The 25318-nt window shown below is 34.6% G+C and carries 24 protein-coding genes; 7 read left to right on the top strand and 17 right to left on the bottom strand.

Annotated elements, in window-relative coordinates:
• Window positions 1-37 precede the first annotated feature (37 nt).
• Window positions 38-688, bottom strand: coding sequence for a tRNA (guanosine(46)-N7)-methyltransferase TrmB (trmB, locus tag PEDSA_RS13970; protein WP_013633801.1), 651 nt, complete (start codon window positions 686-688; stop codon window positions 38-40).
• 12 nt (window positions 689-700) lie between these two features.
• On the opposite strand from trmB, the gene PEDSA_RS13975 reads away from it, so the two are divergent.
• Both PEDSA_RS13975 and fcl read left to right on the top strand, forming a co-directional pair.
• A complete protein-coding gene (locus PEDSA_RS13975) occupies window positions 701-2764 on the top strand; it encodes a site-specific recombinase (protein ID WP_041537094.1) in 2064 nt (687 codons plus the stop codon).
• Window positions 2765-2770: 6 nt separating this feature from the next.
• The gene (gene fcl, locus PEDSA_RS13980) at window positions 2771-3700 is read left to right on the top strand and encodes a GDP-L-fucose synthase (RefSeq protein WP_013633803.1); all 930 of its coding nucleotides are present in this window, start codon (window positions 2771-2773) and stop codon (window positions 3698-3700) included.
• Window positions 3701-3771: 71 nt separating this feature from the next.
• On the opposite strand, the gene PEDSA_RS19670 is transcribed toward fcl, so the two are convergent.
• The 12 genes from PEDSA_RS19670 to PEDSA_RS14040 form a co-directional block, all read right to left on the bottom strand.
• Window positions 3772-4221 carry a hypothetical protein gene (locus tag PEDSA_RS19670; protein WP_013633804.1) on the bottom strand — a complete coding sequence of 150 codons (450 nt, stop codon included), beginning with the start codon at window positions 4219-4221 and terminating at the stop codon, window positions 3772-3774.
• Window positions 4218-4553, bottom strand: a complete 336-nt coding sequence (locus PEDSA_RS13990; RefSeq protein ID WP_013633805.1) for a phage holin family protein — start codon at window positions 4551-4553, stop codon at window positions 4218-4220. Before PEDSA_RS13990 ends, PEDSA_RS19670 begins: the two co-directional genes overlap by 4 nt.
• A gap of 46 nt (window positions 4554-4599) precedes the next feature.
• Complete coding sequence (locus tag PEDSA_RS13995; protein ID WP_013633806.1) at window positions 4600-4866, bottom strand: YtxH domain-containing protein; 267 nt, start codon at window positions 4864-4866, stop codon at window positions 4600-4602.
• 92 nt (window positions 4867-4958) lie between these two features.
• Window positions 4959-5972, bottom strand: a complete 1014-nt coding sequence (locus tag PEDSA_RS14000; protein WP_013633807.1) for an AI-2E family transporter — start codon at window positions 5970-5972, stop codon at window positions 4959-4961.
• Between the two features lie 70 nt (window positions 5973-6042).
• Window positions 6043-6936, bottom strand: coding sequence for a porin family protein (locus PEDSA_RS14005; protein ID WP_174262589.1), 894 nt, complete (start codon window positions 6934-6936; stop codon window positions 6043-6045).
• A gap of 193 nt (window positions 6937-7129) precedes the next feature.
• Window positions 7130-8557 (bottom strand): sigma-54-dependent transcriptional regulator, encoded by a 1428-nt coding sequence (locus tag PEDSA_RS14010; protein ID WP_013633809.1) that lies wholly within the window; start codon window positions 8555-8557, stop codon window positions 7130-7132.
• Between the two features lie 87 nt (window positions 8558-8644).
• Entirely contained in the window at window positions 8645-9415 is a 771-nt protein-coding gene (locus PEDSA_RS14015) for an enoyl-CoA hydratase/isomerase family protein (protein WP_041537479.1), read from the bottom strand.
• A 125-nt stretch (window positions 9416-9540) separates the two neighbouring features.
• A complete protein-coding gene (locus tag PEDSA_RS14020; RefSeq protein ID WP_013633811.1) occupies window positions 9541-10311 on the bottom strand; it encodes a DUF3575 domain-containing protein in 771 nt (256 codons plus the stop codon).
• Window positions 10312-10396: 85 nt separating this feature from the next.
• Window positions 10397-11143: a glycosyltransferase family 2 protein gene (locus PEDSA_RS14025; RefSeq protein WP_013633812.1), complete on the bottom strand. Its 747-nt coding sequence runs from the start codon at window positions 11141-11143 to the stop codon at window positions 10397-10399.
• 43 nt (window positions 11144-11186) lie between these two features.
• Window positions 11187-12161 carry an MlaD family protein gene (locus tag PEDSA_RS14030; protein ID WP_013633813.1) on the bottom strand — a complete coding sequence of 325 codons (975 nt, stop codon included), beginning with the start codon at window positions 12159-12161 and terminating at the stop codon, window positions 11187-11189.
• Window positions 12162-12167: 6 nt separating this feature from the next.
• The gene (locus PEDSA_RS14035) at window positions 12168-12941 is read right to left on the bottom strand and encodes an ABC transporter ATP-binding protein (RefSeq protein ID WP_013633814.1); all 774 of its coding nucleotides are present in this window, start codon (window positions 12939-12941) and stop codon (window positions 12168-12170) included.
• The gene (locus PEDSA_RS14040; protein ID WP_013633815.1) at window positions 12941-13723 is read right to left on the bottom strand and encodes an MlaE family ABC transporter permease; all 783 of its coding nucleotides are present in this window, start codon (window positions 13721-13723) and stop codon (window positions 12941-12943) included. The genes PEDSA_RS14035 and PEDSA_RS14040 overlap by 1 nt, the downstream gene beginning before the upstream one ends.
• Before the next feature lie 222 nt (window positions 13724-13945).
• Here PEDSA_RS14040 and PEDSA_RS14045 point away from each other — a divergent pair, with 222 nt between their 5' ends.
• Window positions 13946-15619: a glutamine--tRNA ligase/YqeY domain fusion protein gene (locus PEDSA_RS14045; RefSeq protein WP_013633816.1), complete on the top strand. Its 1674-nt coding sequence runs from the start codon at window positions 13946-13948 to the stop codon at window positions 15617-15619.
• A 104-nt stretch (window positions 15620-15723) separates the two neighbouring features.
• Here the strand turns inward: PEDSA_RS14045 and recG are convergent, their stop codons facing one another.
• The 4 genes from recG to PEDSA_RS14060 all read right to left on the bottom strand — a co-directional run bounded on the left by recG (window position 15724) and on the right by PEDSA_RS14060 (window position 19782).
• Entirely contained in the window at window positions 15724-17823 is a 2100-nt protein-coding gene (gene recG, locus PEDSA_RS14050; protein WP_013633817.1) for an ATP-dependent DNA helicase RecG, read from the bottom strand.
• A 15-nt stretch (window positions 17824-17838) separates the two neighbouring features.
• A complete protein-coding gene (locus PEDSA_RS14055) occupies window positions 17839-18216 on the bottom strand; it encodes a Rid family detoxifying hydrolase (RefSeq protein WP_013633818.1) in 378 nt (125 codons plus the stop codon).
• A 13-nt stretch (window positions 18217-18229) separates the two neighbouring features.
• Window positions 18230-18373 (bottom strand): DUF6728 family protein, encoded by a 144-nt coding sequence (locus tag PEDSA_RS20540; protein WP_322786180.1) that lies wholly within the window; start codon window positions 18371-18373, stop codon window positions 18230-18232.
• Window positions 18374-18453: 80 nt separating this feature from the next.
• Entirely contained in the window at window positions 18454-19782 is a 1329-nt protein-coding gene (locus PEDSA_RS14060) for an OmpA family protein (protein WP_013633819.1), read from the bottom strand.
• A gap of 155 nt (window positions 19783-19937) precedes the next feature.
• Between PEDSA_RS14060 and PEDSA_RS14065 the strand changes: the two genes are divergently transcribed.
• From PEDSA_RS14065 to PEDSA_RS14080, 4 genes are all read left to right on the top strand, one after another.
• Window positions 19938-21227 (top strand): aminopeptidase P family protein, encoded by a 1290-nt coding sequence (locus PEDSA_RS14065; RefSeq protein WP_013633820.1) that lies wholly within the window; start codon window positions 19938-19940, stop codon window positions 21225-21227.
• A 177-nt stretch (window positions 21228-21404) separates the two neighbouring features.
• Window positions 21405-22400: a glycosyltransferase family 2 protein gene (locus PEDSA_RS14070; RefSeq protein WP_013633821.1), complete on the top strand. Its 996-nt coding sequence runs from the start codon at window positions 21405-21407 to the stop codon at window positions 22398-22400.
• A 155-nt stretch (window positions 22401-22555) separates the two neighbouring features.
• Window positions 22556-24487 (top strand): LTA synthase family protein, encoded by a 1932-nt coding sequence (locus PEDSA_RS14075; protein ID WP_013633822.1) that lies wholly within the window; start codon window positions 22556-22558, stop codon window positions 24485-24487.
• Between the two features lies 1 nt (window position 24488).
• The gene (locus PEDSA_RS14080) at window positions 24489-25295 is read left to right on the top strand and encodes an alpha-1,2-fucosyltransferase (RefSeq protein ID WP_013633823.1); all 807 of its coding nucleotides are present in this window, start codon (window positions 24489-24491) and stop codon (window positions 25293-25295) included.
• Window positions 25296-25318 lie beyond the last annotated feature (23 nt).

Raw genomic sequence — 25318 nt, forward strand, 5'->3', positions numbered from 1 at the left:
ATTTAAGTAGTATTTTATATAAGCCCTCTAATTTCTGTCAGGAAAAACTAAATCTTACATAATTGATATTCTTTCCTTTTTGTAAGTAAATACGTTCATAATGCGTTTTTATAGAAAGAATTTCATCATTCGGATGGCTTTTGTAAATATCTGTTGATTGATCCTGAATATTGTATTGCCCTTCAGATACTTTTTCCAAAGTATATTCAAAAAAGCCATCGTTATCTGTTTTTAAATGCATGATTCCGGGCTCTTTTAAGATAGATTTATATTTACCCAGGAAGGCCGGATTTGTTAGTCTTTTTCTTTCAAGCGGGCTCTGTGCCTGCGGATCGGGAAAAGTAATCCAGATTTCGTCAACTTCCCCTTCTCCAAAGTAATCAAGAATATTTTGAATCTGGATTCTCAGGAACCCTACATTTTCCAGCCCTTCGTCTAAAGCCATTTTTGCTCCAACCCAAATTCTATTTCCTTTATAATCGATACCTAAAAAGTTTTTATCAGGATACTTTCTCCCTAAATTCACGCTGTATTCGCCTTTTCCACATGCCAGCTCCAATATCAAGGGTTTATCATTTTTAAAGAATTTTTCCTTCCATTTGCCTTTATATGGTTTACCCTCATCCAACTGCACTACATTTCTAAACGTACCGATCTCTGCGAATCTCTGTAATTTTCTTTTAGCCACGATTTTAAAATTTTGTCAAAAATAAGAGATTCAATCATTATATTACAAGCAATGGTATCTCGATTTAACAACATATTAGATCAAATAGTCAATCTTAAAGGCGCAGCTTCTTCGGACCAGCTTATAGAGTTGGTAAAAATAATCCGGCCCTATGATTTTAAAAACGCAAAAAAAGCGACAGAAAGCCTGGTTAATCTAATAGACACTCTTAAAGACAACCCAGTTTATCAACAAGCTTTTTCCAGATATATTATATCATTATTAAAATCCAAAAATCAAATCAGACTCTTTGCAGAATTGGGTATTTCTCCTAATACTAACTTTCTGGGTGAATTAAGAAGAAGGTTAAACGCGAAGATATTACCACCTGCTATCGATAATTCTGAATTAACCGATTTATTGCTAGAAGTATTCAACAACAAAAATGATCATTATTGGGTAGAGGGAGTAGCAGATGACGTTTGGAAACAGCTATTTTCTTTAATCGATCTGCCAAAATCTTTAGATCTTATTCTTCCAGATCTATTTTATATGCCAATAGTAAACTCGGTTCTTATCCTAACAAACCGAATATCTTCTTTAGGATTAGAACCTGAAATAGCTATGCGCATGCCGCATGTAGAGAAATACCACAGTGATTTTTTAGCATTAAGCTCGGAAGTTCATAATTTTTTAAATGCACATAAACAGGATCAGCAAATTGAGGCAAGCGAATCTCTTAAACAAGTCCGGGTATTACTTACTCAATGTTTAAACAGCATAGATCGGATAAGAAAGAGTCAGAAAAACAGGGGCACTTCGATAGCACAAGTATATATCCTGTTAAGAATTACACAAAATATTAAACGTTTACAACAGCTACTTAATTTTTTAGATCCAAAAAACGGGGACAGTTCCAAACAACTGGGATACAGTGTACAACTTTTCAAAAAGTTGGTTTACGCTGAAAATATGAGTAAGAGCGTGCGTTCGCACATAAAAGAAAATACAGATTTACTGGCCTATCAGATTATTGAGCATACATCCTCTGTAGGAAAAAAGTATGTAGCTGTAACTAAAAAGGAATATTTTAGTGCAATATGGGCAGCAATGAAAGGAGGCTTTATCATTGTACTAGCTGTATTGGTAAAAGCTTATATCGGAAATTTCAAAGATTTACCCTTAGTTCCTTCTACTTTTTTATACGGCTTAAATTACGCTACAGCTTTTGTGATTATCTATCTTACCCATTCTTCTCTTGCAACTAAGCAACCATCCATGACAGCTTCATATATAGCGAATGCTTTGTCTGGAAATGGAAAGGGAGGAATTCACGTTAACAATGCTGCCGATACCATTATCAGAATGTTCAGGAGCCAATTTGCGTCTGTTGTAGGAAATTTAATTGTTGTAGTGCCACTCACATTTTTATTTGCTTATAGCTATTTCTACATTACAGGCGAATATTTTTTCAGTAGGCAGCATGCTATCACCGCTTTAGAAGAAAACAATCCTTTCGAAAGCTTAATGATTATTTATGCGGCTATAGCAGGCTTTTTCTTATTTCTTTCGGGACTTATAACAGGATATTACGAAAATAAAATAGTGACAAGCCAAATCCCCAAACGCATTAGAGAACATAAATACTTAAGTAAAAAATTAGGTCAGAGAAGACTTAATATTTTTGCTTCTTTCGTTGAAAAAAATACAGGGAGCCTTGCCGGAAACATTATTTTGGGATTTTTATTGGGGTCAGCTGGCCCTATTGGTAAAATTACAGGACTTCCTTTCGATATCAGACATATTACAATTTCCGCTGGAAACTATGGCTTAGGCAGTTATACTCTTTTAGAAAAACCTATTGTTGATCTGATGGTTTATTCGGCAATTGGTGTTTTATTAGTAGGAGTTATAAATATCACGGTTAGTTTTGCACTAACCATGATTGTGGCTGTAAAATCTTTAAGAGTAGATTATAGCCGATGGGGAGAGCTGGTACAGGCTGTATTTGCCCATTTTATATTTAGCACACGAGATTTCTTTTATCCGCCGAAAGAAAAAAAGAATACTAACTTTGAAAATCAAAACTTGGAATAAAATATCTTGGAAAAATCAGCTAAAATATATGTTGCAGGGCATAACGGAATGGTTGGTTCTGCGATTTTAAGAAAACTTAAAAGTGAAGGATTTACTAATCTTATCACAAGATCTTCTAAAGAATTAGATTTAAGAAACGAACAAGCTGTACGTGAATTTTTTATAGCAGAAAAACCTGATTATGTCTTTCTGGCAGCTGCGAAAGTAGGCGGTATAGTCGCTAATAATACATATAGAGCGGAGTTTTTATATGATAATTTACAGATACAAAACAATGTAATTCATAATTCTCATTTAAACGGAGTAAAAAAGTTAATGTTTCTAGGATCCAGCTGCATTTACCCTAAAATGGCACCGCAACCACTAAAAGAAGAATATCTTTTAACAGGGTTACTAGAAGAAACTAATGAGCCTTATGCTATAGCTAAAATTGCCGGAATTAAAATGTGCGATGCCTACAGAAGCCAATATGGTTGCAACTATATTTCTGTAATGCCAACCAATTTATATGGATATAATGACAATTATCATCCGGAGAACTCTCATGTTTTACCAGCGTTGATTAGAAGATTCCATGAAGCAAAAATTAACGATGCCCTATCTGTTACTATCTGGGGAACCGGTACACCGATGCGAGAGTTTTTATTTGCAGATGATTTAGCGGATGCTTGTTTTTACTTAATGCAAAATTATAATGAACCTAATTTAATAAATATCGGAACTGGTAAAGATATAACGATTAAAGACCTGGCCTATTTAATTAAGCATATTGTTGATTATAAAGGCGAAATTAATTTCGACACTTCTAAACCTGACGGAACACCAAGGAAATTAATGGATGTAAGTAAACTTCATGCTAAGGGCTGGACGCATAAAATAGAATTAGAAGAAGGCATTAAACTCGCTTATAAAGACTTTCTTGAGAAATATGCTTAGGTATAGCTGCAAAAAAGATAAAAAGGCCAAAAAGTAATTGCTACTTTTTGGCCTTTTTATTTCCAGCGAAATCAATATGTTTCGCTATCTGGCGGAATTCCATAATCCACATCAGTTTCTTTCTTCTTTTTTTTAGGCATAATCTTACTTACCCAATCAGAAACTTTTTCGACAGCTCCAAACAATTTAGTTTGGTTAAAAATCGCTGGATTTATTGCTTTTTGCGAGATTAGTGTGAGAATTGATTTTAATAAAGCACCTTTTCCTCTTAACAAAGTTTTATTAAGTAAAAATGGTATAGACACCCTGGCTAAAGCTGTAGCCCAGTCTGAGTGAATATTTTGGTTATTTGTTAAAAATCGACTAGCTTTCTTAAAAAAGGTAAAGGGGGATTTCAAAGCCTCATTGAACCTTTCCTTTTTTTCTTTAAAAAAAAGCTCCTGTTCGGCCTTTCTTAATCTCAAAAGCTCTATCTCTGCCTCTAATTGCTGCAGGTTCGTAATTCGCTGAGTGTTTTTCATTCAACGTCCTCCCTTTTAAAAATCTTTTTAATTATTCCATTTACGATTGATTTCTCTATGTATTTATCCTTGGTCAAGAAGACAATCAATGCTATTAGAAAATAAAAAAGGCCTACTATGAGAAACCCTCCGTAAGTATTTCCTATTAATTCAGAAATATAAAATCCAAGCCCTATACTGATGAACAAAAATGCTACTATCAGGAAGAAAACAACTATTAAAGTAGTTATAATATCCGCGAAAATAGAAGTTCCCTTTTCTATCAGCACAAGTTTCGCCAGCTTAAACCTTGTTTCGATATATTCTTTGATTTTTTCTAATAGTTCTTCCATGGCACAAATTAATTCAAAAGATTTAGTGACTATCCCTCGTTAAGTATTAAACACCAGTCATATCTTCTTCCAGATCAGCTTCGGCCTGTTTTACTTTTGTCCTTATGTTGTTCACAATTTTTTCTTTCAATTCTGAAAGATTATCGATTTCTTCCGCGGCTTTTTCTCTGATACTGTCTCCAAGGTTTTTTAAAGAATCTGACAGTTTGTCTCTGGTATCAGAACCTTTTTCTGGTGCAAATAATAATCCTAATGCAGCTCCTGCTGCTAATCCCGCTAAAAGAGCGATAGCTGTTTTTGTGTTCTCGTTCATAATATTGCTATTTTAATCGTAAATATTCTTTTTCTTAATTTAAGAAAATACCTTGCCAACTTTGTAAAAACAGCATCAAAAAATAAAATTCCCTAATTTATTTTATTTTCAGCCTTTATATCATCCTCATAAATTGCTATTAAATGCATAAACCAAAGCAACAATAGAGGCCCAAAAACGATACCCACAAAACCAAATAGGGGGATACCTATAATTACTCCGATCACAGTAACAATTGGATGTGTGTCTGCAAAATGCTTATTAATCATAAATCTGATTACATTGTCTATATTGATAAGTATCAACAAAGTAAACATTACTATAAAAATCGCATTATAATGATCTCCATTTAAGTAAAGTATTACTGCAGCTGGCAAAGTAACCAATGGGGCTCCAATTACCGGCATAAATGATAAAAAAACACTTACAACTCCCCAAAATATAGCATCCTCTAAACCAGCTATAAAAAACGCCAGACTCACCAAAGACCCTTGTATTAAAGCTATAATTCCCTGGCCTATCACATTTGAATAGGTCGTGTTTTTCAATTCTTCGGCAAATTGTCTGGTATGATATTCTCTAAGTGGTGCATATTTTATTAAACCGTTCTCAAATCTTTCGGATTGAACAAACATGAAATATAGAATAAAATACATGAGCACCAAACCTAGAAAGACATCAAATGCACCGCCAAGAAAAGAAGGAAAAAGTTCCTGAACCAGATTAGTCAACTTATCCAGATATTTATCCAACAATTTAGGCTGGTTTAAATGTATACCCGCAAAATCATTGATTTTATATAAAATGGCCTTTAATTGAAAATTGTCTGTTCTAAGCGCCATAACTTTGTTCGTTATCATATAGCCTAAAACAAAAAAGGGAATGATTATTATAATAAAAGAGATTAGAATTATGAAAGCGGCCGAAATGGACTTGGATAGTTTCTGATTAAAAAGCGTATATGTTGGTTTAAAAAGCGTGTATATTACGATCGCGCCAAGAAAAGAGGTAATATATCCTTTTAAGCTAAAAAGAATAAGAATTCCCATAAGAATGAGAACTATAAGTACAAGATTGTTTCGCTGTTTGAATGAAAAAACTGACATTAATTTTCTATAAAAACAAAAGCTCCGGATTACATAATCCGGAGCTTTAATATAAACAAAGTTTCCTTTATTATTTTGCTTGAGGTACAATTAATGGACAACCTGCTCCGTCTACTTTAGTTCCAGAAGGAGTGTTTGGACATTTATCAAACTGATCAGAAACACCGTCGCCATCAGAGTCTTTTTTCAAGTTATCAACTTGACCTTCTACCGCCGAAGTACGAGATTTTAATTGCTCAACATCATTTCTCAATGCCGGATCTTTTAACTCATCATACAAAGTAGAAATAGCATTGTTCCATTGTAAGCTTGGTTTTGCTTTAGACCCTAAAGTGAACTCTAAACCTGCGTAACCATAAGACCATCTGTCTTTGTTAGCAGAACCATTTAACCATCCTTGGCCGCCTTCAATGTTATCAGCATCTAAGAAGTTAGCATCGTAACCTAGGTTTAACGCAACAACTTGACCTAATTTGATGTTAACACCAACGCCAACTGGGATAAACAACTCTGATCTTTCTCCTGCTGCATCACCTGGATCATAACCAGTTAAACCAGCACCAGCTTGTACGAAAAAGCCTAAAGAATTCTGTTTTTGAAGGAATGAAATAGAACCTACATTAACAACACCTTTTAAAGATGCTGCATAGTTCAAATCTGTAGAGAAAGATTGACCAGCTTTATTAGAAGCTGATAACTCACCTCTATGTGCATCTAATTTTAAAGCGAAATATGGAGCTAATTGTTTTTTCACAAATAATCCGTAACCTAAGTTAGCGTCCCACTCGCTGTAATCGTTAGTTCCAAAAGGAATAATCGGAGATAAAACACCTGCATTAACTCCTATTGACCACGTTCTGTACTGTTTTGCTCCACCAAAAACTTTAACAGTTTCTTGTGCTTGGGCAAACAAAGTAGCAACAGATAATGCTGAAGCTACAGCTAATGTTCTTTTTAAGTTCATTTTTATCATTTAGTTCAATTGTTAAAATACGTTTGTATTCATTTCCAATCCTACAAACGCTATACCAAAGTTCAAATCTGGCACAATGTTAATAAAATTACTTTAATTTAAATCTTATTATTTTTTTTTAGTTTTCTTTTTTACTGTTCTAATACAAAAAGGTTTCGTGTTAGCCGGCTTTTTATTGATATTATTATTCTAAACTGATGGCTTTCATTTTATTATACAGAGTTTTACGATCGATTTTTAAAATTTTTGCTGCCTTTGTTTTATTAAAATTAACTTCCTTTAATACTTTTAAAATAGTCTCGTATTCGGCCTCTAATGCAGCATTTTTTAAATCCAACTTCTTCTCTTTTACTACGGTAGTTGTAACATAATTATTATCAACTCCGCCCTCCAAAGCTGCCAACTTCATAAAGTTAGACATTTCCAAAGGCAAGGCTTTTTCCATGACCAATTCACCTTCGGTCAGCAAGACAGCTCTGCGTACTACGTTTTTTAACTCTCTTACGTTTCCTGGCCAGGTATAAGCTAAAAAACACTCTTCAACTTCATTACTAAAGCCTTTAACTTCTTTATTAAGCTCCTGATTTGCATGATCCAAAAAGTATTGTGCAAAAGTCAGGATATCTTTTCCTCTTTCCCTAAGTGGGGGAAGATATATTCCAAACTCGTTGAATCTATGGTATAAATCTTCACGAAATCTTCCCTTCGAAATAGCATCGACTAAATTTTCATTTGTCGCAACAATAAGTCTTACATCTAATTCTATTTCTTTAGTAGATCCTATTCTTTTCACTCTACGCTCCTGAACTGTTCTTAATAGCGATGCCTGAATCTCGTAAGATAAGTTTCCTACTTCATCTAAAAATAAAGTTCCTCCATTTGCCATTTCAAAATGACCTATTTTTGTAAATAAAGCTCCTGTAAATGATCCTTTTTCGTGACCAAAAAACTCAGATCCGGCCAATTCCTTCGTTAGCGAACCACAATCCATAGCTATAAAGGGCTTATCCCGCCTATTACTTTTTTGATGTATACTTTTTGCTACAGATTCTTTTCCTGTACCACTTTCGCCAATAAGGATTACACTATAATTTGTTGGCGCCACCAATTCAATTTGTCTCATCAAATCTCTTGCAGCACCACTCTGACCAACGACATAATTATCCAGAACCTGGATGTTTTTCTTTTCGTTTTTTTTCTCTCCGCCTGGTTTAGAAAGGGGCTGATCTTCCAGCTCATCAAATAAAGCCTGCTGAGTTTCTAGCGCTTTATTTACTGTATTTAAAATTTCGTCTGGATATAAAGGTTTAGTAATATAATCATAGGCTCCCATTTTTATCAGCTCTACCGCTAATTTTATATCCGAATAGCCTGTGATAATGATCACTCCCGTACGTGGGTATAAATGCTTTATTTTCTTTAAGACTTCTCGTCCGTCTGTATCCTCCAATCTAAAATCACACATCACAAGATTGAAGTACTCTTTAGATAGAATATCAAATGCAGACGCTCCGGTGGACGCGGTTTTAACTTCAAAACCATTCTTCCCTAAAAATTTAGAGAGCAAAAGTCCAATATTGACTTCGTCATCAATGATCAAGATTTTTTTCATCTGCAAGTTTTTCCGGTCATAAATATAACCAAATTTAGCTACCAGTAAAAAAAATACCTTATTATTAAGTATGTTTACAAATAGCGCCTATTGAAATTTGGATGGGCGTTTTTCTAAAAATGCAGCCACTCCTTCTCTGAAATTTTGTGTACCACAACATTTACTAAACTCATCTATCTCTATTTTAAAACCATTCTTATCTCGGCAATTACCATTGACAGCTCTTATCGCCGATTTTACCGCTTCTGGAGATTTACTGATTATTTTTTGTATAAGTTCTTTAGCCGCAGTAAGTAACTGATCCTTCAAAACCAAATCATTAATCAAACCATAATCTAATGCCTGATTTGAGGTTATTTGTTGTGTTGTCAAAATCATCTCCATAGCCCTACCTTTCCCAATTAATTCTGGTAAACGCTGAGTCCCTCCGTATCCAGGAATAATACCTAAGTTTAATTCTGGGAATCCAAATCTTGCATTTTCAGACGCAATACGTAAGTGGCAGGCTAATGCCAGCTCTAATCCACCACCTAAAGCATATCCATTAATTGCCGCTATAATTGGTTTTGGGAAATCTTCAATTGTATTAAATACGTGATGTCCTCTTTCGGATAATGCTATGGCCTGTCCTTTATCTAAATTCAAAAATTCATTAATATCTGCCCCTGCGACAAATGACTTTTCCCCAGCCCCGGTAATGATAACTCCCGAAGTAGTTTGATTTTCTTTTTCAGCTATCAAAAGCTCATATAACTCTTCAATAGTTTGTTTATTTAGAGCATTTAGCTGTTTTTCCCTTGAAATTGTAACCAAAAGAATATTATCAGCCTTTTCAATTTTAAGATTTTCATATCCCATATTCATAGTAAATAAGATACATAACTAATTTACTATTTTAGCTGATAACGAGAAAAAATTATAGGATTTAGGAAGAAAACATCAATGGTAGCATAAAGAGCTACCATTGATTGTGAAATGATTTATTAAAAACGGAAGCCCAGATTTATTCCGCCTCTCAGCCCAGCCCATGGACCTGAAAACTTAATGGTCGCTCCTGTACTTGAAGTTTCTCCCTCAATTTTAACGAAAGGTATATCAGAATCAGCTAAATCCTGAATAGCATCATCTAATGCCTTTCTTTTATCAGGATCACTTAAATCGCCTGTTCCTTTTATCGTCCCATTAGCAGAACCCGCATTTGGCCCAATAATAAACCAATCTAAATATATTCTTTTACTTAATTTCCATTGAGCGCCAAACAACAAACCTCCCGTTATTGTCTTCACGTCCCCTTTTAATAAGATATTTTCTGTATGAGTGATTCCATTTTCCTCGTAATCATATTCATAAGGCCAATCAAGTGAATAAACAGAATATCTTCCAAAAGGCGCTATATAAAAGCCTCTAAAAACATCCTTACCAAAATAGAACTTTACTTCTGGCGTAATAGCGTAACTTCCTAGTTTTAGATTTTTAAGATGATTATTAACTTCATCATCGTCTATTAAGCTTTCTAGGTTGCGTAACATAGGTAACTTTCCTTTTGGCATAAGTTTATAGCCAATACCGACTGCTATTTTTTTTCCAATAGCTCTCTCATATATCCCAGAATAAGTATTGAGAGGTAATGCGGTTAAATTCAATTTAACTAAATTTTTGCCGCTAAAATTAGATACTGAATCTTTTTTACTTCCCGCTTTGCAGAAAGAAACGATTAAAACGACTAATGCTGTTAATAGTAATTTTTTATTCATAACGTTAGGTTTAATTGTGCAAAACTAAACCTAAAATTCGTAACAAAAAATACCACTATTTGGGTATTTTACAGTATCGTTTTAATTATTGAATCTGTTTAGCCGTTAACTTTGCCAAAGTGAGGAATTTATATCTGGCTTTAAGCGCAGCAAAAAGAAAACCTGCTTTTCCATCCTTAAATCCTTGTTTGATGACATAATATTTAAAAAACCAGAAAAAAGGCGAGAAAATAAGTTTAAGCACAGTCACCTTTTTGTGTTGTCTCTTTGGTAACTCAGCAGTGGAATAAGCATTGCTCTTGTTTTCAATAGCTTCAATAGAATCGTTTGCTAAATGTTCTATTGCAAGAGATTTATTTCCAGGCTTTATTTTAAAAATGTCTCCATCAATTTTGGGGATAGAGTGAATAAATTCTGGCCAGAAGACTTTATCCTTTTTAAAAAAACGGTAAACATAATCAGGATAAGCAGAATGCATGAATTTCCCTAAAAAATAGTTTTTTCTGGGAATGGCAACGCATGTGATATTTGGTTTCTCATTTACCGTCTTTTGAAGATACTGTATAAGCTTGGAATTAACAGTTTCATCCGCATCCAAAAGTAAAACCCAATCATTTTTTGCCTGTGAAATAGCAAAATTTCTGGCGGGTTCTACAAAGCCTGTTTTCTCATGAAAAATCACTCTGGAGTTATATTCTTTAGCTATTTGCAGTGTTTGATCATCACTATACATATCACATATAATGATCTCGTCCAGTTCTTTTACCGACTCCAGCACCTCTCTCAAATGCTTCTCGGCATTATACGTATTTATTACTACGGATATATTCATTTTAGAGCGCTCATTTCAAATAGCTATTATTTCTCTGAACAGGTTATTCGGACTTTTCTTCTTTAGCTTTCTTTTTGAAATATCCTCTAAATAAGAAGTTACTTTGCAGCGCTTTCATATTCTCATCCAGTTTCTGACTACTTGCTTCCAAATTTCCCATCACATTTTTCAACTGTTCTGCAGTCTTCTTATCATTCAAAAGCAAACCCAGTGCATTATCGTTATTATTTAACTGAGCCGAAGCCTTATTCAAATTTTCCGTGGCAACTGCCGCAGATTTAGCCATACTCTGAAACTCAGCTACCGAAGTTTCCAGTTTTCTGAACATTATGGTATCTGCCATAATTCTATTTACAAAACCTTCTTCATTATTAAGCTTATTACTGAATTTATTTAACTCCACAGCCATTTTATTAGCAGACGCTGTTGTATTATTTAAATTGGCTACAATGGTTTTAAAATTCGTAGCAATCTGTTCGTCTGTCATTAATGCACCTACTGTCCCTTTTCCTTCAACCAAATTTTTGGCTAGTATTTTAAAGTCAGTTGTTATGTCAACTAAATTACGGTTATTAACCTGTAAAGTCTTCATAATATCGTCTGTAGACAAAGTCTTATTGACCTGAAGCTGGTCTCCGTCCTCTACGAATGGAAATTTAACCGATCCTCCATCAATTACAACAATTTTATTCCCTATCAATCCATCGGAACTGATGCTTGCTTTGGCATCTTTATGAATGTACTGATGGGCAGACTCATCTATACTTAATGAAACCTGTACCTGCGAAGTACCATAGAATTGTATTTTCTTAATTGTACCGATTTTAACTCCGGAAAACCAAACGTTATTACCGGTCTTTAGTCCTTGTATATCATCAAAAACAACATTCAATTCAAATGTCTTAACAAATGTTTTCTTTTGTCCACCAAGTGTAAATACTCCTAAAAGAAAAATTGCAATACCCAGAAAAATAAAAATCCCAACGGTTATTCCTCTTTTTTTATCGGTATTCTCCATATTATATTATTGTATAAAATTATAATCGTAAAATGATTTCACTCTTTCATCATCAGTGTCAAAAACTTCTTCAAAAGTTCCAGTTCTTTTAAACTGTCCATCCAATAAGATAGTAACTCTATCTCCAACTTGCTTTGCACAAGTTAAATCATGGGTAATAACAATAGAACTTGTATGGAATCTTTCTTGCACTTCATTTATCAGATGATTTATCTCATCACAAGTTATTGGATCCAGCCCTGCTGTCGGCTCGTCATAAAGCATAATTTGAGGTTGCAGTATCAAAGTTCTGGCTATACCGATTCTCTTTCTTTGCCCACCCGATAGTTCTGATGGCATCTGATTAATTGTCTGACTTAAACTTACTGCATCTAAAACACTTTCCACCGCATGATCTACTTCTGCTTTCGTCAAGTTTTTTTTATTTCTCACCAAAGGAAATTCCAGATTTTGACGTACAGTCATACTATCATAAAGCGCACTATTTTGGAAAGAAAAACCTATATGCAATCTTAAATCCCTTAGTTCTTTTTGTGATATTTCGCTCATCTCATGCCCCAGAACATTTACTGTACCGGAATCCTGCTCTAGCAAACCGGAGATAATTTTTATCAGAACAGATTTTCCAGTTCCGGACTTACCCAATACAACCAGATTTTCTCCATCATACAGGTCAAGATTAACACCTTTTAAAACCTGATAATCGCCAAAAGATTTATGTAAATCCCTAATGGTTATCACAGGTGAATTATGATCTATATTTTTTACTGCTTTTCTCATTAGGTTCTAAACATAAATGTAATTTGCGTACCAATAATTTCCTCCAAAAACACCAGAAACATTCCTATTACCACAGAAGCGTTTGCAGCTCTACCAACGCCTTCGGTTCCTTTTGAAGAATTATATCCCTGATAACAACCTACAATACCAATTGTAAAGCCAAAAACTATAGCTTTAATTGTTGAAGCGAATATATCCAAGAAACTTATAGACTCAAATGCAGATTGCATAAATGCCTGGTAACTTGTATTTTCAAAAGTAGTTACATTTAAAAATGCGCCTAAAAGACCTACCAAACCCGTATAAAAAGTTAAAATAGGAATAGTAATAGTTGTTGCCAGAGTTCTGGTCACAACCAAAAATTTAAATGGATTTGTTCCCGAAACTTCCATGGCATCTATCTGTTCGGTTACTTTCATAGATCCCAGCTCCGCACCAATATTTGAACCTACTTTGCCCGCAGTTATTAAAGCGGTTAACAAAGGTGCCAGAGATCTGATAATAGCAATAGCCACTAAGGATGGCAACCAGGAAGTTGCTCCAAATTCCGCTAGCGAAGGCCGAGACTGTTTTGTAAAAACTATCCCGGTAATAAATCCCGTTAATGTTATTAAACTAAGAGATTTAAACCCCAGCAAATAACACTGTTTCATGATCTCTTTCCATTCGACTGGAGCAGAAAAAAGTTCTTTAAAAAAACGTACTATAAACTTGTGTACGAGATATAATTCGTAAAATATATTGTTGAGCTTTTTCCTGAAGCCTGATTGAGGTTTTTCCAAATTAAATTGTTTAAATTTTTAAAAATCCTATTGCAAAAGAAAGGAATCTCGGGCAAAAGATTAAAATCTAATCTGCACAAAAATATCAATTTAATAATACTTCGGCTGTTTGTTAAGAACTTTAACAAAAAAATAACAATCTTGTTTGAAATAAACCATGGCAAAAAACCTATTACAAAACATATCTAAGCTTTTGTTATTTTTGTAGGATATTTTGTAGAAATGTCTGAAGAAAGATCACTTAATTTCATAGAAGAAATTGTAGAAGAGGATATCCGTACAGGGAAACATGGTGGCAGGGTTTTAACACGTTTCCCGCCTGAACCAAATGGCTATTTACACATTGGCCATGCAAAATCTATTTGCCTTAATTTTGGTTTGGCAAAAAAATATAGTGGAAATACTAACTTAAGATTCGACGATACTAATCCGGTAACCGAAGACACGGAATATGTAGACAGCATTAAAGAAGATGTGAATTGGTTGGGTTTTCAATGGGCGCAAGAACTTTATACTTCCGATTATTTTGATCAGTTATATGATTTTGCTGTTTTATTGATCAAGAAAGATTTGGCTTACGTAGACGATTCTTCTGCCGAAGATATCGCAAAAGGGAAAGGTACACCTACACAACCAGGCACACCCAATGAATATAGAAACCGAACCGTTGAAGAAAACCTTCAACTTTTCGAAGAGATGAAAGCCGGTAAATATGCAGATGGCGAGAAGGTGTTAAGAGCAAAAATTGATCTGGCGAGTCCAAATATGCATATGAGAGATCCGATTATTTATCGTATCAAACATGCACATCATCATAGAACTGGTGACAAATGGTGTATCTATCCAATGTACGATTTTGCACATGGCCAGTCTGATGCAATAGAAAGAATAACACATTCTATTTGTACTCTCGAATTCATTCCGCACAGAGAGCTATACAATTGGCTAATTGAAATGTTGGAAATTTTCCCTTCTAAACAGTATGAATTTGCTCGTTTAAACATGAGCTATACTGTTATGAGTAAGCGAAAATTGATGCAATTAGTTAACAACAATTATGTGGCTGGCTGGGACGATCCAAGAATGCCTACAATTAGTGGATTAAGAAGAAGAGGATTTACTCCTGCTTCAATAAGGAATTTTTGCGACCGTATCGGTGTAGCAAAAAGAGAAAACATCATCGACTTCAGTTTATTGGAGTTTTTTATTAGAGAGGATTTAAATAAAACTTCATGGAGAAGAATGGCGGTTTTAGATCCAATAAAATTGGTTATCACCAATTTCCCGGAAAATGAAACAGAATGGCTGGATGGCGAAAATAATCCGGAAGTAGAAGGGGGAGATGATTCCAGACAAGTTCCTTTTAGCAGAGAACTTTGGATTGAAAGGGAAGACTTTATGGAAGAGCCTCCAAAGAAATTCTTCAGACTTGGCCCAGGCTTAATGTGCCGCTTAAAATTTGCTTATATTGTAAGATGTGATGATTTCGTAAAAGATGGAAACGGAAATGTAACAGAAATACACTGCACTTATTTCCCTGACTCTAAATCTGGCCACGACACGTCAGGCTTAAAAGCTAAAGGTACAATGCATTGGGTAAGTGTTAAACATGCTAAAACTGCCGAAGTTAGGCTATACGACAGATTATTTAAAGTTGAACAGCCCGACTCTGAAGAAGGAGATTTTAAAGATTATATTAATCCCGAAAGCCTTATTGTAATTAAGGATGCTTACATAGAACCTGATTTAGCCAATGCTATTCAGCAACTAACAGATTTCCCGGATAGGCGTTACCAATTTATTAGAAAAGGTTATTTCTGTGTAGATAAAGATTCTTCAACAGAAAATCTGATTTTCAATAGAACGGTTACATTAAAAGACGGATGGTCTAAATAAGACCAGAATCTGAGATTCACAGTTCGAAAAATCTAATCATCTCCTCTCTAGTCGAGTTGATTAGATTTTTTGCTTTTAAACAACTCATTATTCAATTATCTGTCTTAAGATATTTTATCAAGAGTAATTCCTGTATTGTGCTTGTGGAAAAAGTTTCCCAATATTTGATGTTCAGCATTTTGTAATTCAGGATCTGCTTCCATAATCTCCAATACCGTTTTCCTGGCTTCGTGTAAGATATTTTGATCTTGTGTTAAATCAGCAAGTTTGAGATCCAAAATACCGCTTTGCTGTGTCCCTTCTATATCTCCCGGCCCCCTTAATTGTAAATCTACTTCAGATATTTCGAAACCATCGTTCGTTTTAACCATGGTTTCCAATCTCACTTTACCTTCCTTGCTAAGTTTATCTTTAGACATCAAAATACAAAAAGACTGTTCCGAACCTCTTCCTACTCTACCTCTCAACTGATGCAACTGAGATAAACCGAAACGTTCAGCATTTTCAATGATCATCACAGAAGCATTAGGAACATTTACACCTACTTCTATAACAGTGGTTGCAACCATGATCTGAGTCTGTCCCTTTATAAACCTTTGCATTTCGAATTCTTTCTCATCTGGCTTCAATTGCCCATGCACAATACTTATTTTATATTGAGGAAGAGGAAACTCCCTGGACAGCACTTCGATGCCATCCTGTAAATTTTTTAAATCCAATTTTGCACTTTCTTGGATTAAAGGATAAACAACATATACTTGCCTTCCTTTTGCGATCTCCCGACGCATATATCCAAACATTCGCAATCTCTGATTCTCATAAAGATGAATTGTCTGAATTGGCTTACGACCGGCAGGCAGCTCATTTATCACAGAGACATCCAGGTCCCCATATAGAGACATTGCTAATGTTCGGGGTATAGGAGTAGCTGTCATAACCAGAACATGAGGTGGTATTAGGTTTTTCTTCCATAACTTAGCTCGCTGTTCTACACCAAAACGGTGTTGTTCGTCAATCACTGCTAAACCCAGATGTTTAAAAACAACTGTCTCTTCAATTAAAGCATGTGTTCCTACCAATATATTAAGGGTTCCGATCACCAGATCTTCTAAAATTTTCTTCCGATCTTTCTTTTTTGTAGAACCTGTTAAGAGCGCTATATTAACAAAATCATCCGGAAGCATACTCTTTATTGAAGCATAGTGTTGAGTGGCCAGAATTTCGGTTGGAGCCATCATACACGCCTGAAAACCATTATCAATAGCTAAAAGCATACTCATTAAGGCAACTACAGTTTTACCTGACCCAACATCGCCCTGAACTAACCTGTTCATTTGAATTCCTTTTTGGCTATCAAACCGAATTTCCTTTAACACGCGCTTTTGCGCACCGGTTAGCTGAAAAGGTAATAGATTTTCATAAAAATAATTGAATTTATTGCCAACGGTAGCAAACACATTTCCTTTGAATTTAAGAGTCCGCAGGTGTTTTATCTTCAACAGCTTAAGTTGAATAAAAAACAACTCTTCAAATTTCAATGTAGCTTGAGCGCGTGATAATACCGTCGAATTTGTGGGAAAATGTATTTGAAGTAATGCATCTCTTCTGGATAGAAGTTTATATTTTTCGAGGATATAAGAGGGAAGTACTTCTTCAATTTCCGAGAAAACAGTATCCAACAGATTAGACATAAGCTTCTGAATCCCTTTTGAATCCAGTGAAAACTGCTTTAATTTTTCTGTTGAAGAGTATACCGGTTGCAACGAAAGATTTCCTCTCTCTTTAGACTCCTTAGAAAACAATTCCATTTCTGGATGCGCCATTTGCGGCTTTCCATTGAAGAAAGTAGGTTTTCCAAAAACCACGTATAAATGATTAATTTTTAAAGTCTTCTCAATCCATTTTAGACCTTTAAACCAAACAAGCTCCAGCTCCCCCGTTTCGTCGACGACTCTTGCAACTAGTCTTTTACTTTGCTTTTCTCCAATAACTTCAAAAGACTTTAACCTCACCAGTATCTGAACTAAAGGAAAATCAAAGCCTATTTCATTAATTTTATAATAACGGGTTTTATCAATATACCTGAAGGGATAATAATGCAGAAGATCCTGATAAGTAAAAACGCCAATCTCTTTTTTTAATACTTCTGCCCGTTGTGGGCCAACACCTTTAAGATATTCTATAGGGGTATTAAAAATCTGCACATCAATATCTTTAACTTATTTTACAGCAACCAGCGAAATTTCTACATTTACGTTTTTCGGTAAAGCCCTTACAGCAACAGTTTCCCTCGCAGGAAAATCCCTGGTAAAACGTTTTCCATAAAGCTCATTCACTTTAGCGAAGTGGTCCATATCACTTAAGAAGATGGATGTTTTAACAACGTTGGAAAAGTTCATATCCGCAGCCTCTAAAACTGCTGCGAGATTATTAAGGACCTGTTCCGTTTCGGCCTCTAAATTATGGTCAATAACTTTATTAGTTTCTGGATTTATTGCTATTTGGCCTGACACATACAACGTACCATTTATAAGAATTGCCTGGCTATAAGGTCCGATTGGCTCTGGGGCGTTTGATGTATAAATAACTTTTTTCATAAGATATTTTTTGTTAATGATGCAGAACAAACTTCTCCACTAATTTATATAGGACACCTAAAATGAATATAATGATGGCTATCCTATTTATCCAGTGCATTACTTTCAAATTAAAGCTGGTTGGTCTGTTCGGGTCTTTTTTCCTAAAAAAGTACATATAACAAATTTACAAAATAAAAAACGGAGTTCCGACTTATCGAAACTCCGTTTTCATTATAATATTCTTTCTAAGAAAGATTATTTGTTTCTGAACTCAACACGACGGTTTTTGATACGTCCTTCTTCTGTTGCGTTAGAAGCGATTGGACGGCTTTCACCGTAACCTTTAACCGCAATTCTTTTAGCATCTACTCCAGAATTCACTAAGTAAGTTTTTACAGAGTTAGCTCTATCGATAGATAATTGCATGTTGTAAGCTTCAGTACCTTCTGCTGATGCGTGACCATCTAATTGGATTGATTTAGATTTGTCTGCTCTCAATGATGAAGAAACTCTATCTAAAGTTGGGTAAGCTGAAGTTCTTAATACTGATGAGTTAAACTCGAATTGAATGTTGTCAGCAATTGTATTAGTATCAGAAGCTGGACATCCGTTTAATTCTGGAGTACCTTTTTCTGTTGGACAATCATCTTTCCAATCTGGCACACCGTCACCGTCAGTATCTAACTCACAACCAGCACCGTCAACTTTAGCACCTGCTGGTGTATTTGGACATTTGTCTAAGTGATCCGCAACACCATCACCGTCAGAATCTTTTTTCAAGTTTTCTACAGAAGACTCTACATTAGTTAAACGACCTTTTAAAGCTTCAACTTCTTGACGTAAAGCTGGATCTTTTAACTCATCATATAACAAAGCAACTGGGTTAGACCATTGTAAGCTCGGTTTTGATTTTGAACCTAAAGTAAACTCTAAACCAGCATAAGCATAAGACCATTTATCTTTGTTAGAAGAACCATTAGCCCATCTTCCGTCTAAGTTATCAGCATCTAAGAAGTTTGCATCATAACCTATGTTTAAAGCTACAACTTCACCTAATTTAACGTTAGCACCAACACCTACAGGAATGTACAATTCTTTTCTTTTTCCAAGATTGTTATTAGCATTGCTTTTCAAGTTGAAACCTGTTAAACCAGCACCTGCTTGTGCATAGAAACCTAAAGAGCTTTGTCTTTTTAGGAAAGAAATAGTACCGATGTTAACAACACCTTTTAATGCAGCAGCATAGTCTAAGTCTGTTGTAAAGCTTCCCGCGTTTGGAGCATCACTTAATTTACCAGATAATTTTCCTCTGTGAGCATCTAATTTCAAACCAAAGTATGGTCCTAATTGTTTTTTAACGAATAAACCATATCCTAGGTTTGTTTCCCATTCTGGGTAATCGTTCGTTCCGAAAGGAATAATTGGAGATAGAGCACCTGCGTTAACGCCTACAGACCATGTTCTATATTGCTTTGCTCCCCCAAAAACTTTTGCAGAAGAGGACGACTCTTGCGCATTAGCTGCTACAGCGAAAGCAGTCGCTAGCGATAAAGCTACTGTTTTCTTCATTGTAGAATAATTCATAATCATTTTTTAAAGGTTAAACAATTTTAATTGTAAATTTTGTCAAAAATATATTTTAAGTTTGACATGAGCAAATAATCAAATTTCATTCCAAAAATTTATTTATACATTTTTTTTAAAAAAGTTTTTTGAGCAGGGTTTTGTAAATTAGTACCATGAAATATGAAACACTAAATTCAGAACTATTCATTATAAACCGACAGAAGTTTGCTAAAAAACTAAAAGCCAATAGCATAGCAATATTTAACTCAAATGATGAGTTCCCTAGAAGTGGTGATCAAAACTTCAATTTTAAGCAAAATCCAGATTTTTTTTATTTATCAGGAATCGATCAGGAGCAGTCAATTCTAATTATTTTCCCAGATTCCCCAAATCCATTGTATAAAGAAGTCCTGTTTTTAAGACAGACGAATGAACATATTGCGATTTGGGAAGGACATAAATACACAAAAGAGGAAGCAAAAAAGGTCTCCGGGATACACAATATTTATTGGTTGGAAGATTTTTGGAATATTTTACCTTCTTTAATGAATTATGCAGACTATGTATATCTTAACACAAATGAAAATGATAGGTATGCGCATACAGTTCCATATAAGGATATCCGATTCATAGAAGAAATCCGATCGAAATATCCTTTGCACAAATTAGAAAGGTCTTCTTTAATTATGCGGGAGCTGAGACCTGTAAAATCTGTCCTGGAAGTTGAATACACAAAAAAAGCCTGTCAAATAACACGTGACGCGTTTATCAGAGTTTTAAAATTTGTAAAGCCTGATGTAGCTGAGTATGAAATTGAGGCAGAAATTATACATGAATTTATTCGCCAAAGAGCAACAGGGCATGCTTATCCTCCCATTATTGCATCCGGTCGAAATGCGTGTGTATTGCATTACAATGACAATAACCAAATTTGTAAAGATGGCGATGTTATACTTTTCGATTTTGGTGCAGAATACGCTAATTACAATGCTGACCTAAGCAGGTCCATTCCTGCAAATGGTCGTTTTACACAACGTCAAAAAGATGTTTATAATTCAGTACTCCACGTTATGAAAGAAGCGAAAAAGATGCTTGTTTCCAGCACCATTTGGAACGAATACCATGAAGAAGTGGGAAAAATCATGACGGCAGAACTCATAAAACTTGGCTTACTGGACAAGCATGATGTTGCGAAACAAAACCCGGCCGTTCCCGCTTATAAAAAATATTTTATGCATGGAAACTCTCATCATTTAGGTTTGGATGTACACGATATCAGTAACCGATACGAACCTTTCAGAGAAGGGAATATTTTAACCAATGAACCTGGAATTTATATTCTGGAGGAAAATCTTGGTATCAGACTGGAAAACAACATCCTAATTACGCGAGATGGCAATATTGACTTAATGGCTGATATCCCGTTAGAAGCCGAAGAGATTGAGGAAATAATGAACTCTTAAATAAATTTTGACTTAAACCTGTAAAATAACATGGATAATTTTGCAGGTTTTACTTTCGTTTAGAATTGTATATTTGCAGCGGCAAAAAACATTAACCATTGGCTGTAGCGTTATCTTAATTTTTCCCGAATATATGTTAGTATATAGGTTAAAAATTTAGAAATATCAAAACCATTAATGAAGAGCATTTCGGTAATCATTCCCAACTATAACGGCAGAGAATTACTTTCGGAAATACTTCCGTATACAGAGAAAGCTTTGGAAACAATACCTGAACACGAGATTATAATCGTTGATGACTGTTCTTCTGATGACTCGGTTACTTTTATACAGCAAAATCACCCGCATATCCTTTTATTACAAAACGAAAAAAACAGCGGATTCTCTTCCACTGTGAATAGGGGACTAAAAGCCGCTAGTAAAGATTTAGTTTTTATTCTGAATAGCGACGCTAAAATCTTTCCAGATTATTTCATTCATCAGCTGCCTTATTTTGATTCCGATGAAACATTTGGTGTGAATGGTATGATTATTAACTGGGATAACGATGAAAAACAATCCGGCGGAAAACTTCTTCGTTTTAACGCTCTCAAAATAATTAGCAATATAAATTACTATTTAACCGCTGCCGATGAACACGTTTGGTATAAGACAATGTTTTTATCGGGAACAAATATATTATTAGACAGAAAAAAAGCATTACAAATAAACGGACTCGATGAGTTATTCGATCCATTTTACGTAGAAGATATAGAACTTTCGCTTCGGGCGTTAAGAATGGGCTGGAAACTTTATTATGAGCCAAAGTCTATTTGCAGGCATCATATTTCCAAAACCATTCAATCTTATCACAAACGAAACTTTATCCAGTATCTGAATATCAGAAACAAATTCTTTATGCATTGCATACATTTATCTGTTCCTCAGTTAATCGGATGGTTCTTTTTAACGATTACAACTTCATTTCTACGTATTTTTATAGGCAATGTAAACTATTTAAAGGCATTTTTTGCTTTTATGAAAAATTACAAAGGGGTTATCAAATCTCGTAACTCTTTTCATAATATTGCGAACAGTTTTCTGGGTAAAAACAATTTAAGGCCGACTAAAGCTGTTTTAAAAGAGCTTTCAGAAGAAATTGCTCAATATCCTATAAAAAAAGAATTTTATTAGGATAATCTTGTTATTATTTTGGTTCGTAATTTAAAACGACAGGGTATTTATCTCAAATAACATTCAAAACTGACTACATTTCGCAATGGAAATCAGCTAATTAGTAACAAGCAGATCAACAAATTAGATATATCAAAGAGAGTAAAGAAAAACAGATGTTAAACAATTCTTTCAGATCAAACGAGTACGCAGTTTTATTTTATAGGATTTTCCTTGTTTTTCTTTTTTATCAGATAAGCAGGATACTGTTCTATAGCTTCAACTCCTCGATCATCCAGCTTGAAGGCATAGGAGAATTACTTAAATTATGTTGGTACGGAACGGCTTTTGATACAACGGCCATTTTATACATTAATAGCCTATTTATCTTATTAAGTATCTTACCTTTTACTATTAATACAAAGCCTGGTTATCAAAAGGGTATAAGAACGTTTTATTTTATAACAAACCTGTTTTTCCTGGCAACGAATTTTGTTGATTTCGCTTATTATAAATTTAGCCAAACCAGATCAAATAAATCTACCCTGGATTTATTAAAAAACGAATCTAATGGTTTCTCGCTCCTTTCTCATTTTTTAACGGAATATTGGTTAATACTCGCCATTTTTATTGTTCTGACCTTTGCATGGGTTTATCTGTATAATTTAATTAAGGTAAAACCTAAAGCCTCATTTAAGCCGGTTATTTATTTTACATCGTCTGTAGCGGGATTATTGATTATTGCTACATTGGCCGTAGGAGGGATTAGAGGCGATTTCAAACACAGCACCAGACCAATCAATATGGTTGATGCTTATAGACATGTAACAATCCCTAATCATGGCGATGTTGTATTAAACACACCTTTTTCGATTTTCAGGACCTGGAACATTAGAAAATATGAGATAAAAAATTGGGTTTCCGATGAGTATATCACCAAGCGTATTAAGCCGATAAAATTTTACGAAAACAATTCCGTTCAGGAAAAGCCTAATATTGTTATTTTCATTCTCGAAAGCTTTGGCAGAGAATATTGGGGGTGTATGAATGAAAACGCCAACATTCCAAATTATCAATCTTATACACCTTTTTTAGATTCTTTAAGTCAATCCAGCCTGATTTTCACCAACGCATACGCCAATGGCAGACAATCTATCCATGGTATGTCTTCGGTCCTGGCTGGTATTCCGTCTTTTCAAGACGCTTTTACTTCATCTCCTTACGCAAAACAAGAAATTCAATCAATTGTATCCATATGTGATTCTTTAGGATATAATACTTCTTTTTTTCATGGAGCTGCAAACGGATCAATGGGTTTTTTGGGCTTTTCTAATATCCTGGGCTATAAAAATTATTTAGGAAAAACAGAATACAATAACGACACAGATTATGATGGAATTTGGGGTATCTGGGACGAACCATTTTTTCAATTTATGGGTAAAACCTTATCAGCAGAAAAAGCACCTTTTATGGCAACAGTTTTTTCCGTTTCATCTCATGACCCTTTTAAGATTCCTTCACAGTATAAGGATAAATTTAAAGAAGGAGCCATTCCTATTCATAAATGTGTCAAATACTCGGACTATTCTATTAAGCGATTTATGGAATATGCTAAAATGCAGCCGTGGTATAACAACACCATTTTTGTTTTTACTGCGGATCACACCAACCAAAATTATTACGAAGAATACAACAATACCATAAACAGATTCGCTGTACCTATTATGTTCTTTAGTCCGAATGAAAAATATGGATTAAAGGGCGTTCGGGAAGATTTAGCACAACAGATAGATATCTATCCGACGTTAATTGATCTAATTGGATACAATAAACCTATTAGATCGTGGGGAAGAAGTCTTACTGCAAACCTGCCTGATGAAACGCCCCGGGCAATTAATTCTCCAGGAAATGTTTATCAATTTATTCAGGACAATTATATTTACATTTTTGATGGGACCAATTTTACAGGTGTCTATGATATTAAAGACAAAATTTTGGAACATAATCTCATCAAAGAAAGCAACGAAACTATTTCTGCCGGAATGAAAGATTGTAAAGCTTTCATTCAAGATTATATGTATAGAATAACGCAAAGAAAACTGAACTGACATGATATTTGTAACCGGATATGGCCAGATGTGTAACAACATCCTTCAATTTGGGCATTTCTTTGCTTATGCAAAAAGAAATGGTTTAAAAACGGTTGGCTTACGTTTTTGCTACAAATACACTTTTTTCAAGATTAGTAACGAAAAAGGCTATAATTGGCCGACCTATCTTTATGCAAAATATGGGGCAAAAATAGGACTTATAAAGTCTGTTGATTTTGACGAATCATTCGAAGGTACAAATGTAGATTCTCTTCAATTAGACAAACAAACCGTGTTAGCCAAAGGCTGGTATTTTAGAGACTACCAGGGATTTCTTAATTACCGTAATGAGCTTAAAGCACTTTTCGACTTTAAAGAGCATATTAAGAAACCGGTAGAACAGTTTTTTTCAACGTTATCAAAAGACACCATCAAAGTAGGCCTGCATATAAGACGTGGTGATTATAAGACCTGGCACCAGGGTAAATACTTTTTTAGCGACGAAGAATACGGTCAAATCGTAAATTCTTTTGCTAAAAGTTTAGATAAACCGGTAGAATTAATTATTGTTAGCAATGATCCCAAACTAAACAGCAAAAGTTTTGAAAATTTAACATCCTGTAAAGTATCAATGTTAAATGGCAATCCTGCCGAAGATCTTTACCTTCTTTCTAAATGTGATTATATTATTGGCCCTCCCAGCACTTTTTCTTTAATGGCAGCTTTTTACGAAGACCGCCCTTTATATTGGATATTTGATAAAGAAAAACAGCTTTTAGCAGAAAACTTTGACAAGTTCGAGAATCTGTTTCGACACATTATTTAACCCTCTATCTTAAAATCTTATCT

It is taken from the genome of Pseudopedobacter saltans DSM 12145 (assembly GCF_000190735.1).
Taxonomy (GTDB): Bacteria; Bacteroidota; Bacteroidia; order Sphingobacteriales; family Sphingobacteriaceae; genus Pseudopedobacter; species Pseudopedobacter saltans.

Bases quoted from the DNA above. Each gene is read 5' to 3' on its own strand.
- PEDSA_RS19670 (WP_013633804.1), bottom strand. From the start codon at position 4,221: ATGAAAAACACTCAGCGAATTACGAACCTGCAGCAATTAGAGGCAGAG.
- PEDSA_RS13990 (WP_013633805.1), bottom strand. From the start codon at position 4,553: ATGGAAGAACTATTAGAAAAAATCAAAGAATATATCGAAACAAGGTTT.
- PEDSA_RS13995 (WP_013633806.1), bottom strand. From the start codon at position 4,866: ATGAACGAGAACACAAAAACAGCTATCGCTCTTTTAGCGGGATTAGCA.
- PEDSA_RS14000 (WP_013633807.1), bottom strand. From the start codon at position 5,972: ATGTCAGTTTTTTCATTCAAACAGCGAAACAATCTTGTACTTATAGTT.
- PEDSA_RS14005 (WP_174262589.1), bottom strand. From the start codon at position 6,936: ATGAACTTAAAAAGAACATTAGCTGTAGCTTCAGCATTATCTGTTGCT.
- PEDSA_RS14010 (WP_013633809.1), bottom strand. From the start codon at position 8,557: ATGAAAAAAATCTTGATCATTGATGACGAAGTCAATATTGGACTTTTG.
- PEDSA_RS14015 (WP_041537479.1), bottom strand. From the start codon at position 9,415: ATGGGATATGAAAATCTTAAAATTGAAAAGGCTGATAATATTCTTTTG.
- PEDSA_RS14020 (WP_013633811.1), bottom strand. From the start codon at position 10,311: ATGAATAAAAAATTACTATTAACAGCATTAGTCGTTTTAATCGTTTCT.
- PEDSA_RS14025 (WP_013633812.1), bottom strand. From the start codon at position 11,143: ATGAATATATCCGTAGTAATAAATACGTATAATGCCGAGAAGCATTTG.
- PEDSA_RS14030 (WP_013633813.1), bottom strand. From the start codon at position 12,161: ATGGAGAATACCGATAAAAAAAGAGGAATAACCGTTGGGATTTTTATT.
- PEDSA_RS14035 (WP_013633814.1), bottom strand. From the start codon at position 12,941: ATGAGAAAAGCAGTAAAAAATATAGATCATAATTCACCTGTGATAACC.
- PEDSA_RS14045 (WP_013633816.1), top strand. From the start codon at position 13,946: ATGTCTGAAGAAAGATCACTTAATTTCATAGAAGAAATTGTAGAAGAG.
- PEDSA_RS14055 (WP_013633818.1), bottom strand. From the start codon at position 18,216: ATGAAAAAAGTTATTTATACATCAAACGCCCCAGAGCCAATCGGACCT.
- PEDSA_RS20540 (WP_322786180.1), bottom strand. From the start codon at position 18,373: ATGTACTTTTTTAGGAAAAAAGACCCGAACAGACCAACCAGCTTTAAT.
- PEDSA_RS14060 (WP_013633819.1), bottom strand. From the start codon at position 19,782: ATGAATTATTCTACAATGAAGAAAACAGTAGCTTTATCGCTAGCGACT.
- PEDSA_RS14065 (WP_013633820.1), top strand. From the start codon at position 19,938: ATGAAATATGAAACACTAAATTCAGAACTATTCATTATAAACCGACAG.
- PEDSA_RS14070 (WP_013633821.1), top strand. From the start codon at position 21,405: ATGAAGAGCATTTCGGTAATCATTCCCAACTATAACGGCAGAGAATTA.
- PEDSA_RS14075 (WP_013633822.1), top strand. From the start codon at position 22,556: ATGTTAAACAATTCTTTCAGATCAAACGAGTACGCAGTTTTATTTTAT.
- PEDSA_RS14080 (WP_013633823.1), top strand. From the start codon at position 24,489: ATGATATTTGTAACCGGATATGGCCAGATGTGTAACAACATCCTTCAA.